Genomic DNA, 16,394 nt, shown 5'->3' on the forward strand with positions numbered 1-16,394 from the left:
TTCTGCCTGTTTAAATATATGATTACTAACCAAAATTTGTAGACATGGAATATCAAGTTAATTCGATGAATGCCAGGAAAGAATTTATCGAAATCGCAGATGAGCAGGATCGCAATTACTGGGCCGCAAGATTAGGCATCAGTACTGAAAAGCTTAAATCAGCCGTAAAAGCATTACACAGCATGGAATTTTCAAAACTGAAGGAACATTTCATGATGGAAAAAATTAAATCCGGAAGTACCTATCAACGTTTTGTAAATCAATAACCGATATATGAATAATAAAAATGAGAGTAACAATACTGTAGCGGTTGAGCAAACCATTACCAAATATGCGAACCTGATGGATCTTCCACCTGTTAAGGGTGTTTTAAACCGTAAAATTAAAGGTAATACCTTAAGCCATCCAAATGCCGGCATCAAAACGCTATCGGTATTTTTTCATAAAAATGGATTGTCTAACTTACTTTAGGTGATTAAAGAACGATTGGTACAGGTTGTTTATAGCGGCACGGCTAAAGTCAGGTAATCCGTCTGTATAAGTCGCATTTATTCCATTGGTAATGATCACAAATCCAAATTTATGTTTAGGATTAAAAAACATCGTACTGTGTAAACCATAGGCTGAGCCGGTATGCCCTTTTAACTTAACTCCCGGTATCAAATCATCTGCAGTCCTGATGGCTAAACCATAGCCCTCATCATCACTTAGCGCCGTTTGCATTATTTTCGCACTTTTTCTGTTTATTATTTTCACGCCATCTGATGTTCCGTAGTTCATGTGCATGATCATATATCTTGCCAAATCATGAGCAGAAATTTTCATTCCGCCGGTTGGTGAAAAAATAGGTGTAGTGTAGCCCATTACATAATTGGCAATCTCGGTTCGCCTCGGCGCATAAGCATTTGATGACAGTGTATAACTTTTACTATCAGGATGGTATTCATACAGTTTTACAAAACGTGTACTATCTAAAGAATCAACACAATACCCTGCATAAAGATCCAACGGCTTTATGATATGTTGTTTTATATAGTTATCAAAGCGTTCACCAGATATTTTTTCGATAACAGCACCAATCATATTAAAATTAAGGTTACAATAATCAAATTTGCTTCCCGGGGCATAATCGTTATAACATTTAGCCCAGTCTGGATTTTTATCAGGATTGATCACATCTAAATTTAAATATCCTTGCGAATCGTTTAAACCGGAAGTATGTGATAATGCCATTTTTAAGGTAATTTTCTGATCGGGAAATTTTGGGTTCCTGACTTTAAAACCCACCAGATCTCCGAAATCATCATCAAGCGAAATTTTACCTGCCTCTACCAGCTGCATGATGGCAGTTGCTGAAAAAGACTTGGAAATGGAAGCAATCCTGAAAATATCCTGGTTGTTTAATGGCAGCTGATGCTCCAGATCCTTTAAACCGAAAGAGTGGTTATAAATTATCCGCCCATCTTTTACTACAGCTACTGAAGCCCCAACTGCACTGTATTTATCCATTACCGATTTAAAATCTGCTTCAGCTTTTTCCTGCTGTGCCTGAACTGCTGAGCTTAACCCAACGATTAGTAGTAGTACATTAAGGTATTTAAATTTCATAAGGTTGCAGGATAAGATGAACATAGATCGTATAGTAGAGAAAGTTCTGAAGTATTTCAGGAAATTATTTGTCGTCGTTTACTTCCAGCCAATGGCCATCCGGATCTTTAAAATAAATCTGTTTTACACCATCAACGCGAAGCGTAATGCCTTTTTCTTTTCCGGCCCAATCTTCAAAGCTGACGTTTTTGGCGTTTAGTTTTTTTATAAAATCATCAATTGATGGAACGCTGAAACATAAGTGTCCGTTTTTGTCAAAAGTTTCATTGCCTTTTGCACCCTGTATCAGGTGAAGCTGTCCGGCAGGTCCTAAGGTAAACCAGGTATGCCGATTATCTTTAAAAGGTTCAGGAATTATTTTAAGGTTGAATACACTTTGATAAAAAGTAGTGGCTTTGCCCAGATCTGACACATAAACAGCGATGTGATTTAAAATAGCGGGGGTGTTTTCGGTTTTATTTTGGGCCATGGTTTTTTGAAAAATAATAGACAATAGCATGCCGGCGGTCAGGATGATTTGTTTCATGCCTAAATATCACATTTAAATGCGAATATTGGTAATTTAAGTGCTTCCGTCATGGCTTATTTACAAACGAAAAGTTTTTATCAGTGTCAGCTGGTAACAGCAGACACCATGGAAAAAATTAATGCAAAAACCTGTCGCTTAGGTTGATTTCTACATCATAAATTTTTCCTCAGAAAGCCACATTTTAATAAAAAAGGTCTTAGCGAGACGCTAAGACCAGATCATTCTAACAAGGTAAAAAAGATTCTTAGCTGCGCTTAGAATGACAATGTTAATTTGCCAAACTTTCAAATTCTTCCTGAGTCAATTCAATTTCTGCAGCTTTTAAGTTTTCTTTTAAATGTTCTACAGATTTTGTTCCGGGAATTAAAAGGATATTTGATGATCTTTTTAACAACCAGGCCAGAGCAATCTGAGCAGTAGTGGCTTTATGTTTTTCGGCAATCGCTTTGATTTTATCTGCTAATTTATGCGGACCAGAAGCTAAGGGGAACCATGGAATAAAGGCCAGACCTTGTTCTGCAGTAAAGTCTAAAACACTCTCCCATTGCCTGTTGCCAAGGTTGTATAAATTTTGAACGGAAACTACGGGAAGAATATCCTGAACCTGCTTAATCTGATCGATGGTTACTTCTGATAAACCCACATGTTTTATTTTACCTTCCTTAACCGCTTCTGCCACCGGAGCCAGGGTTTTGGCAACCTCAATATTCGGATCAATGCGATGCAGCTGCCATAAGTCGATTGAATCTACTTTTAAGCGTTGCAAACTGCCTTCAATATCCTGTCTGATTTTTTCAGGTGTTCCATTAGGTACCCAATTATTAGGGCCTGGGCGGTCGAACCCACCCTTGGTAGCAATAAAAAGGTCTTTTTGAAAAGGTGATAAGGCATCTGCAATAAGCGATTCATTAAACTTCGGCCCATAAGCTTCTGCTGTATCAATAAAATTAACGCCATTTGCTACTGCTTCGCGCAAAACGGTTATTGCATTTTCGCGGTCTGCCACTTCGCCAAAAACACCGTTACCCGTTAACTGCATGGCGCCATAACCTAAACGGTTAACCTCTAACCCGCCAAATTTAAATGTTGTTTTTCCCATTTTATTCAGATATAATGATAAATTCTACGATAAAGATAACCACAGCTAAATCGCATTGTTTTCCAAACGAATTTTATGATAAATAAATGAGGAACTGAAGTACTCGCTAAACTGATACGTGTCAGACGGTAACATCTTACACCACTGATAGTAAAAAAAGGTCTTAGCGAGACGCTAAGACCAGAAAAGGAAAAGGCTGCTCCGGATTGAGGAACAGCCTTACAGAATATAAGGATTACTTTACTATGCTTTATGGTTTTCCAGGCTGGTGCTGCCTATTTCCAGCCGCCGCCAAGTGCCTGGTAAATATCTACTACAGCATTTAATTGTTGCTTTTTGGTTTCAATCAGCTCCAATTTTGATTGCAAAGCATCACGCTGGGTCATCAATACTTCAAAATAATCAGCTCGTGCCGCTTTAAACAAATCGTTCGAAATATCGATGGATTGTGTAAGGGCGGTAACCTGTTTGGATTTGAGATCGTAGCTTTTTTGGAGGTTGCTGATTTTCGATAGCTGGTTGGCTACTTCAATGTAACCGTTTAGAATGGCTTTTTCATAGTCAAAAACAGCTTGCAATTGTTTTGCATTTGCAGAAGCGTATTCTGCCTTGATGGCGTTTCTATTGATCAGCGGTCCGGCCAGATCTCCTGCCAGCGAATAAATCAGAGATTCTGGTGTTCTCAGTAAGTAAGAAGGATTAAAAGCCTGATAACCGATGGCCGCAGAAATACCCAATGAAGGATAAAACTGGGCCTTGGCCACTTTTACATCCAATTTAGCCGCTGCAAGCTCATACTCTGCTTGTTTAATATCAGGGCGATTGGCCAGCAATTGTGCTGGTAAGCCTGTGTGTACGGTTGCCGGTACCAGATCGGTAAAGCTTGATTTATCCCTGATAATGGGCTGAGGGAAACGGCCTAACAGAAAATTAATTTTGTTCTCGTTTTCAATAATATCCTGTTGAATATCAAATTCCAAACTTTTAGAACTCAATACTTCTGCTTCAAATTTGCGTACAGCCAGTTCGTTTACCCTTGTGGCTTGCTTTTGAATTTTCATCAACTCCAGTGCATTGCTTTGAAGTTCGATATTTTTTCTCACGGTTTCCAACTGATTATCAGACGCCAGTAATTCATAATATGAATTTGCGACTTCAGCAATTAAATTGGTGATTACAAAGTTCTTACCTTCAACCGTAGACAAGTAATGGTTAATGGCTGCTTTTTTAGCATTACGCAGTTTATGCCAGATATCGGCTTCCCAATTGGCTTGTAAACCGAAACGATAATCAGGCAATACTTCCGGCACACCTTTGCCCGGTGTAATTTCTGTAGAAGCATCGCCCGCACCTGAACTGGTATAACGGCCAACTTTATCCAACCCTGCTCCTACACCATAGGTTACATTCGGCAAAAGTTCGCCCTTTCTGGCCTTTATTTCATTTTTGGCTATTTCGATGTCCTGAAGGGTAATATTCAGCTCCTGGTTATTCTTCAGTGCGGTATCAATCAGGTTGATCAGATTTGGATCGGTAAAAAAGTTACGCCATTGTATACTGGCAGAACTCAGGGTATCCTGTGAGCCGTTGAAGCTCACAGGGGTATTTTTATTTTCGGCACGTTGGGCTACTTCTGGCAGCTTACAGGCGGTATATGCAGCGCATATCAACACCAGTCCAAGGCCTTTATATAATTTATTCTTAAACATTATTCTCAATTTCTTCAGTTAACGGATGTTCTTCCTCAATTTTGATCAGCTTGTGTTTTGCTGCAATTGATCCGAATATATAATATAAGCCAGGGATCACGATTACCCCGAAAATGGTACCGAAAAGCATACCGCCGGCAGCGGCAGAACCAATGGTACGGTTACCAATTTTACCCGGACCGGTGGCAATCATCAACGGAATCAGACCGGCAATAAAGGCGAACGAAGTCATTAAAATCGGGCGGAAACGCACGCTTGCCCCTTCCATTGCCGCCTTAAGCACGCTTGCCCCCTGGCTTTGGCGCTGTGTGGCAAATTCCACAATCAATACCGCATTTTTACCAAGTAAACCAATTAACATGACCATGGCTACCTGGGCGTAGATATTGTTTTCCAATCCCAATAACTTAAGGAACAGGAATGCACCAAAAATACCAGCAGGTAAAGAAAGGATTACGGAAAGCGGCAGGATGAAACTTTCATATTGTGCAGCTAACACCAGGTAAACGAAACCTAAACAAATCAGGAAGATGTAGATGGCTTCGTTACCTCTTGATACCTCATCTTTAGAAATACCTGCCCAATCGATACCAAATCCCCTTGGCAGCGTTTTTTCCGCTACCTCTTTAATGGCATTAATGGCCTGACCAGAGCTATAACCCGGCGCTGCCTGTCCACTTATTTCGGAGGCGTTGTACATATTATGACGGGTAATCTCAGAGAGGCCGTAAACTCTTCTCATCTTGATAAATGCCGAGAAAGGAACCATTTCATCACGGCTGTTTTTAACCGAAAGTTTTAAAATATCTTCCGGCAAAGCGCGATATTGAGGTAGAGCCTGTACAATTACCTTATACTGGCGATCATACTTAATAAAACTTGTTTCATAATCGCTACCTACAAAAGTAGATAAGGTATTCATCGCGTTATCGATGCTTACGCCCTTTTGTTGCGCAATATCGTTATCTACATCCAGCATATACTGCGGAAAACTGGCACTATAGAAGGTAAATACAGACGATAACTCTTTACGTTTATTAAGCTCCCGTACAAAATCATTGGCAACGGTTTCCATTTTTTTGTAATCGCCGCTACCGGCTTTATCCAGTAAACGGAGTTCGAAACCGCCCGCAGCACCATACCCCGGAACCGCCGGTGGCTGGAAAAACTCAATAGCTGCACCAGGTATCGATTTTGATTTCTCTTCTAATTCTTCAATAATCTCCTGCGCAGAATGCTTACGTTCGCTCCAGTCTTTGAGGTTGATTAAACAGGTACCGGAGTTAGATCCTGTACCTTCGGTCAGGATTTCATATCCTGCTAAAGATGAAACCGATTTAACACCATCAATATCTTCGCACATTTTCTGCAGTTTCTCCGCAATCTGATCGGTACGCTCTAATGTAGATCCCGGAGGGGTTTGGATAATGGCGTAAACCATTCCCTGGTCTTCGTTAGGAATAAAGCCTGAAGGCACGCTTCCGCTTAATGCCCAAACACCGAAACAAAAGGCTACCAATACCCCGAAGGTTAACAACCTACGGCTCACCACCCGGCTTAATACAAATTCATACTTGCCAGATAATTTAGCGAAACCACGGTTGAAACCATCGAGAAAACGATCAATCAATGTTTTCTTTTTAGCGGTGCCATGGTTGTTTTTTAGCATAATGGCACACAATGCAGGCGTAAGCGTTAAAGCCACAATACCCGAAAGAATAATTGCCGTTGCCATGGTGATGGAGAATTGACGGTAAAAAATACCCACAGGACCCGACATAAAAGCTACCGGAATAAATACAGAGGCCATTAAGAAAGTAATGGCAATAATGGCGCCTCCGATCTCTTTCATGGCTTGCTGTGTAGCCTTTAGTACTGATAGATGCCGGTCCAGCTCCATCTTAGCGTGCACCGCCTCAATTACCACGATCGCATCATCCACTACCACACCAATGGCAAGTACCAATGCAAACAGAGTAATTAAATTGAGCGTAATGCCAAAGAACTGCATAAATACGAACGTTCCGATTAAGGATACCGGTACAGCAATAGCCGGAATAAGGGTTGACCGCCAGTCGCCAAGGAATAAAAACACCACTAAACCTACCAGGATAAAGGCCTCTACCAGTGTATGGATAACCTTTTCGATAGATGCATCAAGGAATTTTGAAACGTCGTAACTGATCTCGTAATCTAAACCTTTTGGAAAGGATGCCGATTTGATTTCGGCCATTTTGGCCTTCACATCCTTAATAACCTGGCTGGCGTTGCTACCGTAAGATTGCTTTAAAACAATGGCGGCAGATGCTTTTCCGTTTAAGGTGGAATATAAATTGTAAGCTGAAGCACTAAAATCTACGTCGGCCACATCTTTTAAATGTAACAACTGGCCGTCGGGGGTAGCCCTAACCACAATATTTTCATAACCCTCTTTGGTGTTGAAACGGCCTGAATATTTCAGTACATATTCGAAAGCCTGCGAGCGTTTACCCGAACTCTCTCCTGTTTTACCTGGTGAGGCCTCCAGACTTTGCTCTTCAAGGCCTTTCATTACTTCATCAACCGAGATTTTATAAGCCTGCATACGGTCGGGTTTTAACCAGATCCGCATCGCATAATCCCTGTCGCCCAAAATATCGGCAAAACCAACTCCATCAACCCTTTTAAGCTCTGACAGCAGGTTGATATCGGCATAGTTGTACAGGAAGTTCTGGTTCATTTTAGGGTCTTTGCTATACAGGTTGATATACATCAACATGTTAGGCTCTTCACGTGTGATTTTTACCCCTTCACGAATAACCAACGGCGGAAGTTTATTAGTAACGGCGGCTACACGGTTCTGTACGTTTAGCGAAGCCTGGTTTGGATCGGTACCCAGGTTAAATACGACCTGTACAGAAGCCTCGCCATCATTACCTGCGTTTGATGCAATGTATTTCATGCCGGGTACACCATTAAGTGCACGCTCAAGCGGAATCACCACAGATTTGATCAATAACTCGTTATTCGCACCAGGATAATCAGCAGTGATGTTTACCTTAGGGGGAGATATGGTTGGAAATTGTGTAACAGGCAGGTAGCTTATGGCCAACACCCCCAAAAACACAATAACCAGTGATATTACGATAGAAAGGACTGGCCTTTGTATGAATTTACTAAACATAAATTAAGTATAGAGGGTTTAGATTATTCTGTTTTCAATCTCAATTGTTTCAACACTTCCTGAGGTTGCTGGAATTTAAAGGCAATTTTATCATCATCCTTTACCTTCTGTACACCTTCAAGCAGAATCTTATCATCAACCGTAATGCCGTCGCCTACGATGTATAAGTCTGGCAGGTCTCCTGCAATGGTAATGGCCCTGGAGTGCACTTTGTTGTTTTTATCAACCACAAAAACATAAGTTTTATCCTGGATATCGTAAGTGGCTTTCTGCGGGATAATGATGGCATTTTTTAGCGGTACAACCATGTGTACTTTACCGGTCTCGCCATTTCTAAGCAGGTTATCGCTGTTGTTAAACCTGGCCCTAAAGGCAATATTGCCGGTTTCGTTATCAAATTCGCTTTCAATAACCTCCACTTTGCCTTTTGCTTTTAGAAATTCGCCGTTCGCGAGTAACAAGCTTACTTCCTGCTGGCTTTTTGCCTTTGCTGCACTCTGATAATTTAAATATTCAGGTTCTGAAACGTTGAAATAGGCAAAAACCTGGCTATTGTCTGACAGGCTGGTTAATAAAGCCCCCTCATCAACCAAACTTCCCAATTTTAAAGGAATACGATCGATCGTACCATCGAAAGGTGCCCTGATTTCGGTATTAGACAGGTGGAATTTCGCCAGAGAAGTTTCGGCGTTTGCCGATTGCAGCTTTGCTTTGGCCATGGCCAGCTCATTTTTGGAAACGATATTTTTATCTGAAAGTAATTTGGTGTTTTCCAGTTCGATTTGAGCCGATTTGGTTTCTGCCTGTGCCTTTAACAATTCGGATTGTGCTGCTTTAGGCATAATTTTAAACAACAACTGGCCTGCTTTTACATGCTGACCTTCATCTACATAAATATTTTGGAGATAACCCTTTTCCTGGGCCCTAACTTCGATATTCCGAACAGATTTGATCTGCGAAACATATTCTTTGGTAAAGGAAGTGTCCATTCGTAAGGGGGAAGTTACCGCGTAAGTGGCTACTTCTTCTTTTTCTTCTTTCTTCGAGGTGCAGCTTGTTGCGTAAAGCAAAGTAAACAAGCCTAAGCACATGAGAACTCTTTTCATTTTTTTGGAGTGGTTTTAATCTGATTTATTTTTTCTCTAATTAGTTTCCGTGGGTAACCATTTATTTATGAAAAGCATTCCACAACCGGTTTATAGATGCTTTTTTGATTTCAATAAATGATGGTTACGCAATGATTTAATTCGATAGCGAAATAAATACAGTTTTATGAAGTTATAATGAAGTTGAACTTCAGGTTTAGGCAGGAAAAATTGTATTTAGAAACAGAAATACAGGATTTTAAACTATATTTTAAATTGGTTTACTTCCTGTAAACACCTTGATTTCAACCACAAAGCCCTATATGAATGATGTTTTTTATTGTTTAAAGCATGAAATAACGTCCTTTTTTTCCGTTGTGTTTGCATGTAAAGATAGGTAAAGGGTTTTCTCAACCACCTTGATTATATAAGTAATGGCCGCTAAAAAAGACAATGTATCCTTAACCTTTACAGAACAGTATATTTACATTAAAGCGTTACTTTAGTCCAAATAAAACCAGCCATTTTTTGTTTGATAATCAGATTAAAGCGGTACAATATGGAAAACGAAATACAATCTGACAGGGACATCCAATGCGAATTCCTTAATATTTTTAAATTTATATGGGCAGCGTGTGGCATAGCGCCGTTAGGTGAAATTTCCGCCGGTTCTGAACCAGAAACGCAAATTCTTAATTTACACAAATAGTTTTTTTGGCTAGCCGTTCATAAAAATAAGTATAAAAACATTTTTTCAGTCCTGCATTCATCTCCTTATTTCTTTTTTCTGGGTTTGGGTTCAGGCAGTTCAGCAACCGTAATAGCTACGAGTTTTTGCAACCAATCACGGTCTTCCAGCTGCTCTTCAATTAGAAATTGATTTTTTGCGCCCGGATAAGGCGGCGCTTCTACTACATTAATGATATATGCCTTTCCTGATTGCGTTGGTTTAACAAATAATTTGTTATCACATACGAGTGCAAACAATTTATCATTAAAATACAAGCCATATTCACCAAAAATTTTTTTACAGGTAATCTGCCCTGCACAACCGACCTGATCGATTATAAAATCTACAAATTTCTGATCTGATGCCATTTTTAAATTGATTTGACTTGAACTTTCTGTAAAGTTAGACTATTCTTTTCATTCTGATTTGCTTTAACTGGCTTAATCGCTAAATTTGTCGCCCAAACAAACAGCTGCTGCTAAAGTAAGCTGACGTTTTAAGTAAAGAATAAAATGGAAGAAAATGATTTTGTTTCGATCTGGCTGCAAGAAACCGGAAATCCTGCAATTGAAAAATTAACGCAGTTAAACCTTGCTGTTGCCCAAAAAACCATAACAATGCTTGCTGCAAAGGGTTCAACAGAAAACGACCTGGCTTCCATATTGGATATTAATCCCGATGAAATCAATCGGTGGTTAACCGGCAGGCATGTTTTCAGTGTTAAAACCATCGGCGAAATCAATAACGCATTGATTGAAATTGCCATGGATAACGAGCAGCCAATAACAGATCAGTCTACACTTTAAACAGCGGTATCCGGTTCGTTAAAGCGCAAACAAGGTATTAAAATCTCTTACTTCTCAACGGTGGTTTCGCTAAAATTAACTGTTTTAAGCTTAGTTACATTCTTTTTTTCCAGGGCCTTACCTGTATAGGCTGGTTTATTTTTACCCCAAACTACATTACTGTTCTGCAAACTGATGTATCCTGTATTTTCGAAATAAAATCCTGCAACCGCACTTTTAACCAGTCCTTCAACATTGCTGGGTCTGCGATCATATACTCCCCCTGCTTCATTAGTTGTTTTATCGAGATAAACACTCACCTGGTCAAAATAGATTTCGGAAATTTTATCCGGGCTTTCGCCGCTGATGTAAACACCGCTTTCTCCTGTACACCTGATGTTACTGAAATAAATATTCTTAACCGCACCCACCTTACCTTTGGTCTGGCCCTTTGGTAAACGCCAGCCAGCGTCTTTATTATTACTCGTTGCTCTTGGATAAGCGGTAATATAAATCGGTTCTGCCTTACCCCACCATACATCTGAAAACAATTTCGACTCGATAAACAGGTTTGAAAAAACTACATTTTCCACGGTTCCCTCGTCGCGATTCTGAATTCCAATACCTCGGTTGCTCTTTCTGATATTACAATTATTGATGAGTACATTACTGATCCGGTCCATATTTTCAGAACCTATTTTGATGGCACACGAGCTGGAGGTCATGGTACAGTTGCTAATCACAATGTTTTCGCACGCACCATATTCTTCAAACTCGCGCCTGTTTTTTAAACAGATACAGTCATCACCTGATTCTATGAAACAATTGGTAATCCGTACATTTTTACTGTGATCCAGGTCAATACCATCACTATTACGGATTTTTATGCTGTTCAGTAATGTGATATTTGATATGGAAACATCATTACAGCCCACCAAATGAACCGTCCAATAAGCAGAATTTTGAAAAGTTACCCCATCTATATTCAGTTTATTACAACCCGTTAGTGTAAGCAAATGCGGCCTCGGATCTACAATATTAAAAGGTTTTAAAACATACGAGTCACTTAATTCCTCTCCCATAAACGAAATTCCATTCCCATCAATTACCCCTGTTCCGGTAATGCTTACCTGTTCCAGCTTTTCTCCACCTATCCAAATGGTGCCTTCGCCTTTATTCTCCCTAAAAGCACTTTGAGTATATAATTTTTCATCAGGGCTGGCTAAGATTTTTGCCCCGCCTTCTACCCTTAATTCAACAAAAGATTTCAGATTAAAAGGACCTGCTAGAAAAACATTTCCGGCAGGTACAATAACCTGGCCGCCTCCGGCCGCCGAACAGGCATTAATGGCTTTCTGGATAGCAGCGGCATCATTGGTTTTGCCATCGCCCACTGCACCATAATTCTTAATATTATATAATTTATTCTGGGCCATCCCACTGAAAGAAATCAGGAGTGCAAAAAACAGTAAAGGTCTAATCTTCATTTTCAAATCGTTATAAAAAAATATTTTGGGTATTTAATTGTTCCAGTTACCAAAAAACAGTATAAAGTGCTGCAAGTATACCACAGATAATTACTGAGGCAATGGTAAATGCCGGTGTAACCTTAAACATACTGCTATCAATTTCAAGCCCTTTCGGGTTATTTTTACTTTTCGGATCGGCTAAAGTTATGATTACCATTACCGCAATTATAATCAGAAATACCCACGACATTCTGTTTAAGAAAGGAATGGGTTCGATAGTGCCACGGGTTAAAGTAGGCAGAAATTTAAAAAAAGTAGATAATGGGATCGTTAATAAAGAAGCGGTAAGCGCTGCGCGGGAAGTGGTTCTTTTCCAGAAAAAGCCGAGTAAAAAAATGGCAAAAACCCCTGGTGAAATGAAACCAACATATTCCTGAATAAACTGATAAACCTGATCGAAACTCCGCAAGGCAGGGGCAATAACAATAGCAATTAAGGAAGCAACAACCACCGACCAGCGGCCAACTGAAACCATCCGTGTTTCTGAGGCTTCCGGTTGAATAAACTTCTTGTAGATATCAAGCGTAAAAATAGTGGCAATACTGTTACATTTACCTGCTAACGAGGCTACAATAGCAGCGGTGAGCGCGGCAAAGGCGAGGCCTTTTATTCCTGCCGGCAATAAATTCATCAGTACCGGATAGGCATGATCGGGCTTAACCGTCCCGGCTGCATCGAGCATTTCGGCCTGGAAATATCCCCGCTGATACAATACATAGGCTGCGATGCCCGGAATTACCACAATTACCGGGATAAGTAATTTTAGAAACGCCGCAAATATTAGTCCGCTACGCCCGGTTTTTAAATCCGCGCCCAAAGCCCTTTGAACAATATACTGGTTACAGCCCCAATAATTTAAGTTATTGATCCACAAACCACCCACCAGTACCGCTATCCCGGGCAATTCGTTGTAAAATTTGTCTCCCTTGGCAAATATCATATGAAAATGATCAGACGCTTCGCTGCGCAACAGTGGAAACGAAGCCAGAACACTCGGTGCATCCAGTTTCTCAGCCACCAGTTTAAGCGCCATATAACAGGTAATCAGTCCGCCTGCCACTAAAACAAAAACCTGTATTACATCGGTATAACCAATTACCTTCATGCCGCCCAGCGTAATAATGGCAGAAAAAATCGCCAGAAAAACGATACATACATTAAACGGAATCCCCGTAATGGTTTCAATGGCAATGGCACCAAGAAAGAATATCGAAGTTAAGTTTACAAATACATAAACCAATAACCAGAAAACCGCCATCAGCGTACTTACCGTTTTATTATAACGGTTGGATAGAAACTGTGGCATGGTATAAATCTTGTTCTTGATGTAAATGGGTAAGAAGAATATGGCCACGATGATAAGTGTGGCGGCAGCCATCCATTCGTAACTTGCAATGGCCAGCCCCATCGCAAAACCCGAACCCGACATACCGATAAAATGCTCAGCAGAAATATTAGAGGCGATAATAGATGCCCCGATAGCCCACCAGGTGAGCGAACCTTCTGCAAGGAAATAATCTTTGGTATCGGTACGCTTTTTTTTCTTGCTCCGGTACACCCAAAAACCATATGCAGACACCATTATAAAATACATTAAAAAAATAACATAGTCGAATGCAGACAGGTGGTTCATAAGGATATTTTACATTTGGTTTTTTTTAAAAATCAGAAAAAATCCCAATGTTGGATGTTTTATTGAATTATTTAATTACGTAAACGTTTTCGCGTTACAGGCTTTAAAGACTTAAAACCACACCGTTAACAGCCCGTAGATTCGCGCTTAATGAGCACCGATTTCAGGATAATATTCTGTTCATCATCCAATTGTTTTTTGTGGAGGATTTTGAAGAGGCATTTCGCTGCTTCACGCCCGATTTCAAAAGCAGGCTGTGAAATGGTGGTAAGCGATGGGCTTAAAAGCTTTGCTGTACTCAGATTAGAGAAACTGAGTATTTTAATGTCATCCGGAATCTGCAAACCTGCTTCTCTACAGGCGCAATAAGCAGGAATAATAAATTCTTCAATTGATGAAAAGAGTGCATCGGGTTGGAACTTTTCAAGCAATTTCTTTATTTGTTCGACGTTAAGTACTTCTCCATCAAGATAGTTGACAACAAGTTCGGCTGAAGGCGCTATGCCGTGTGCTTTCAGGGCATCAAGATATCCTGCAAACCTTGCCTTGCCCGCCGGAAGGTTTTCGAGGCCAAATAAATAGGCAATTTTGGTACAGCCACAATCAATCAGATGTTCAGTGGCCTGATAAGCGATTTCATAATCATCAGTAGTTACTTTAACTGCATCCAGGTCTTCGTAAACCCGATCGAAAAATACCAAAGGAATTTTTTTGACCAGATTGGCATAATATTCACGATTATCTTCACTGCTCGATACAGATGTAAGAATGCCATCTACCCTTCCGTTCAGCAAGCTATTGGTAAATGCTTTTTCAGCCTCTATATTTTCATGGGTTTGATAAATAAGCACATGATAACCATACTGCCTTGCAATTTCTTCGATTCCCATGATTGATAGGGAGAAGAAATTATTGGCTACAAAGGGTATTACTACTGCGATAGTTTTGGTTTTATTACTGCGGAGGTTACTCGCCGCCGGATTTGGGGTATAATTCAGTTCCCTGGCTAAATCCCATACCCTGTTTTTGGTTTTTAAACTAATTTCATAGCTGTCGTTGAGGGCCTTAGAAACGGTTGCGATCGAAATGTTCAACTCCTGAGCCAACCGCTTAATATTAACTGCTTCCGCCATGTTTTTAATTTGTTTTGTTAGTTTTTAAGGCTTGCATAACCATTATCGATAAAATCGCGAAGGGCAGCGCTCACCTTTCTTTACCAGCAGCACCTTAAAGACAATAACCTCATTGATTATACGATACAACCATTGAAGTAGATTTTTAAACATTTGCTGATTAAGCAACCTGATATTTTTTTTATGAATAAATACGCCGGCTACAAACGCAAATATAAAATAATCACACGATCAAGTCCATTTTTTCTTTTTTGCTTTTCGCTAAATGCTTCAAAACAGCATGCTTGCACTATAGGTAAACAAGAATAAAATAAACATTTGATTTTTAAATACTTACATAAATATCAAACGTTTGAAATCATATTTTACGTAATCGTTTAAGTAAATAAAATTGGCCAAACATAAAATTTTCAGCTTGCAAAAACTCAACTTTAACCCAACAACCAACAAAATTTTCGTAAAAATAAATTTCTAGCCTTATGAGAAACCAGAGCGCATCTTCAAAGGATATTCAAAATCCGTTGCAAAATCTTGATCAATGGGAAGAGGATATCCTGACCCGCTATCCAGATCCAAAAAATATCAATGCTGACAAAAAAGAGGAGCAGTTTAGAAATTACGAAGAAACGGAAAAGGATAGTGTAAAAGAATTTTACAGGCTTAACCATACCTATCAAACCTACGATTTTGTAAAACAGAAAAAAGCCGATTACTTAAAGTTTGATAAAAAAGAGATGCCGATCTGGAGTGCCTTCGATTTTTTAAACAAGCTGGTGGATGACTCTGACCCTGATACGGATTTAGACCAGATGCAGCACTTGTTGCAAACATCTGAAGCCATCAGGAACGATGGCCACCCGGACTGGATGGTTTTGGTTGGTTTAATCCACGATATGGGTAAAGTACTTTGTTTATTCGGAGAACCGCAATGGGCTGTTGTGGGCGATACTTTCCCGGTAGGTTGTGCTTATTCTGATAAAATCGTTTATCCGGAATTTTTTAGCGAAAATCCTGATTACAAAAATGAAATTTACCAGACCAAATTAGGGGTTTATACCCAAAATTGCGGACTGGATAATGTAGACATGTCATGGGGCCATGATGAATATGTATACCACATGATGAAACCCTACCTGCCTGAACCAGGATTATACATGCTCCGTTACCACTCTTTTTATTCGCAACACCGGGAGCATGCCTACGAACACCTGATGAATGAAAAAGACCATGAAATGTTCAAGTGGGTTAACCTGTTTAACCCTTACGATTTATATTCCAAAAACCCCAACCAGAAAAGCTGGGCAGAACTGGAACCTTATTATAAAGCACTGGTGGCGAAGTATTTGCCAGCCACTATTAAATTTTAATTCTATCTCCAAACATTGATAACC

At 39.9% G+C, this 16,394-nt stretch carries 14 protein-coding genes; 4 read left to right on the top strand and 10 right to left on the bottom strand.

Annotated features, from left to right (window positions below; translation table 11 throughout):
* The first annotated feature begins 44 nt into the window (after positions 1–44).
* Together ACIQXP_RS00260 and ACIQXP_RS00265 are read left to right on the top strand one after the other, a co-directional pair.
* Positions 45–266 (top strand): DUF1877 family protein, encoded by a 222-nt coding sequence (locus tag ACIQXP_RS00260; protein WP_090986855.1) that lies wholly within the window; start codon positions 45–47, stop codon positions 264–266.
* Between the two features lie 7 nt (positions 267–273).
* Entirely contained in the window at positions 274–471 is a 198-nt protein-coding gene (locus tag ACIQXP_RS00265; protein ID WP_387504464.1) for a hypothetical protein, read from the top strand.
* Here ACIQXP_RS00265 and ACIQXP_RS00270 read toward each other — a convergent pair.
* The 7 genes from ACIQXP_RS00270 to ACIQXP_RS00300 form a co-directional block, all read right to left on the bottom strand.
* Positions 463–1,608, bottom strand: coding sequence for a serine hydrolase domain-containing protein (locus ACIQXP_RS00270; protein WP_387504463.1), 1,146 nt, complete (start codon positions 1,606–1,608; stop codon positions 463–465). The genes ACIQXP_RS00265 and ACIQXP_RS00270 overlap by 9 nt on opposite strands.
* Before the next feature lie 64 nt (positions 1,609–1,672).
* On the bottom strand, positions 1,673–2,134 hold the full coding sequence (locus ACIQXP_RS00275) for a VOC family protein (protein ID WP_387504462.1): 462 nt from the start codon (positions 2,132–2,134) through the stop codon (positions 1,673–1,675).
* A gap of 271 nt (positions 2,135–2,405) precedes the next feature.
* On the bottom strand, positions 2,406–3,236 hold the full coding sequence (locus tag ACIQXP_RS00280) for an aldo/keto reductase (RefSeq protein WP_387504461.1): 831 nt from the start codon (positions 3,234–3,236) through the stop codon (positions 2,406–2,408).
* Positions 3,237–3,511: 275 nt separating this feature from the next.
* A complete protein-coding gene (locus ACIQXP_RS00285; protein WP_293744811.1) occupies positions 3,512–4,945 on the bottom strand; it encodes a TolC family protein in 1,434 nt (477 codons plus the stop codon).
* Positions 4,938–8,108 carry an efflux RND transporter permease subunit gene (locus tag ACIQXP_RS00290; RefSeq protein WP_387504459.1) on the bottom strand — a complete coding sequence of 1,057 codons (3,171 nt, stop codon included), beginning with the start codon at positions 8,106–8,108 and terminating at the stop codon, positions 4,938–4,940. The genes ACIQXP_RS00285 and ACIQXP_RS00290 overlap by 8 nt, the downstream gene beginning before the upstream one ends.
* Positions 8,109–8,131: 23 nt before the next feature.
* Complete coding sequence (locus ACIQXP_RS00295) at positions 8,132–9,214, bottom strand: efflux RND transporter periplasmic adaptor subunit (RefSeq protein ID WP_387504458.1); 1,083 nt, start codon at positions 9,212–9,214, stop codon at positions 8,132–8,134.
* A gap of 753 nt (positions 9,215–9,967) precedes the next feature.
* Positions 9,968–10,291: a TfoX/Sxy family protein gene (locus ACIQXP_RS00300; protein WP_387504457.1), complete on the bottom strand. Its 324-nt coding sequence runs from the start codon at positions 10,289–10,291 to the stop codon at positions 9,968–9,970.
* A 144-nt stretch (positions 10,292–10,435) separates the two neighbouring features.
* Between ACIQXP_RS00300 and ACIQXP_RS00305 the strand changes: the two genes are divergently transcribed.
* Positions 10,436–10,729, top strand: a complete 294-nt coding sequence (locus tag ACIQXP_RS00305) for a hypothetical protein (protein WP_387504456.1) — start codon at positions 10,436–10,438, stop codon at positions 10,727–10,729.
* 47 nt (positions 10,730–10,776) lie between these two features.
* Here the strand turns inward: ACIQXP_RS00305 and ACIQXP_RS00310 are convergent, their stop codons facing one another.
* The 3 genes from ACIQXP_RS00310 to ACIQXP_RS00320 form a co-directional block, all read right to left on the bottom strand.
* Complete coding sequence (locus ACIQXP_RS00310) at positions 10,777–12,195, bottom strand: glycoside hydrolase family 28 protein (protein WP_387504455.1); 1,419 nt, start codon at positions 12,193–12,195, stop codon at positions 10,777–10,779.
* A 46-nt stretch (positions 12,196–12,241) separates the two neighbouring features.
* Positions 12,242–13,870 carry a sodium/sugar symporter gene (locus tag ACIQXP_RS00315; RefSeq protein WP_387504454.1) on the bottom strand — a complete coding sequence of 543 codons (1,629 nt, stop codon included), beginning with the start codon at positions 13,868–13,870 and terminating at the stop codon, positions 12,242–12,244.
* A gap of 125 nt (positions 13,871–13,995) precedes the next feature.
* A complete protein-coding gene (locus ACIQXP_RS00320; protein ID WP_293744818.1) occupies positions 13,996–15,003 on the bottom strand; it encodes a LacI family DNA-binding transcriptional regulator in 1,008 nt (335 codons plus the stop codon).
* 479 nt (positions 15,004–15,482) lie between these two features.
* Between ACIQXP_RS00320 and ACIQXP_RS00325 the strand changes: the two genes are divergently transcribed.
* A complete protein-coding gene (locus tag ACIQXP_RS00325) occupies positions 15,483–16,370 on the top strand; it encodes an inositol oxygenase family protein (protein WP_293744819.1) in 888 nt (295 codons plus the stop codon).
* The last annotated feature ends 24 nt before the right edge of the window (positions 16,371–16,394 follow it).

This window comes from Pedobacter suwonensis (assembly GCF_044762335.1).
Classification (GTDB): domain Bacteria; phylum Bacteroidota; class Bacteroidia; order Sphingobacteriales; family Sphingobacteriaceae; genus Pedobacter.

Bases quoted from the DNA above. Each gene is read 5' to 3' on its own strand.
- ACIQXP_RS00260 (WP_090986855.1), top strand. From the start codon at position 45: ATGGAATATCAAGTTAATTCGATGAATGCCAGGAAAGAATTTATCGAA.
- ACIQXP_RS00265 (WP_387504464.1), top strand. From the start codon at position 274: ATGAATAATAAAAATGAGAGTAACAATACTGTAGCGGTTGAGCAAACC.
- ACIQXP_RS00270 (WP_387504463.1), bottom strand. From the start codon at position 1,608: ATGAAATTTAAATACCTTAATGTACTACTACTAATCGTTGGGTTAAGC.
- ACIQXP_RS00275 (WP_387504462.1), bottom strand. From the start codon at position 2,134: ATGAAACAAATCATCCTGACCGCCGGCATGCTATTGTCTATTATTTTT.
- ACIQXP_RS00280 (WP_387504461.1), bottom strand. From the start codon at position 3,236: ATGGGAAAAACAACATTTAAATTTGGCGGGTTAGAGGTTAACCGTTTA.
- ACIQXP_RS00285 (WP_293744811.1), bottom strand. From the start codon at position 4,945: ATGTTTAAGAATAAATTATATAAAGGCCTTGGACTGGTGTTGATATGC.
- ACIQXP_RS00290 (WP_387504459.1), bottom strand. From the start codon at position 8,108: ATGTTTAGTAAATTCATACAAAGGCCAGTCCTTTCTATCGTAATATCA.
- ACIQXP_RS00295 (WP_387504458.1), bottom strand. From the start codon at position 9,214: ATGAAAAGAGTTCTCATGTGCTTAGGCTTGTTTACTTTGCTTTACGCA.
- ACIQXP_RS00300 (WP_387504457.1), bottom strand. From the start codon at position 10,291: ATGGCATCAGATCAGAAATTTGTAGATTTTATAATCGATCAGGTCGGT.
- ACIQXP_RS00305 (WP_387504456.1), top strand. From the start codon at position 10,436: ATGGAAGAAAATGATTTTGTTTCGATCTGGCTGCAAGAAACCGGAAAT.
- ACIQXP_RS00310 (WP_387504455.1), bottom strand. From the start codon at position 12,195: ATGAAGATTAGACCTTTACTGTTTTTTGCACTCCTGATTTCTTTCAGT.
- ACIQXP_RS00315 (WP_387504454.1), bottom strand. From the start codon at position 13,870: ATGAACCACCTGTCTGCATTCGACTATGTTATTTTTTTAATGTATTTT.
- ACIQXP_RS00320 (WP_293744818.1), bottom strand. From the start codon at position 15,003: ATGGCGGAAGCAGTTAATATTAAGCGGTTGGCTCAGGAGTTGAACATT.
- ACIQXP_RS00325 (WP_293744819.1), top strand. From the start codon at position 15,483: ATGAGAAACCAGAGCGCATCTTCAAAGGATATTCAAAATCCGTTGCAA.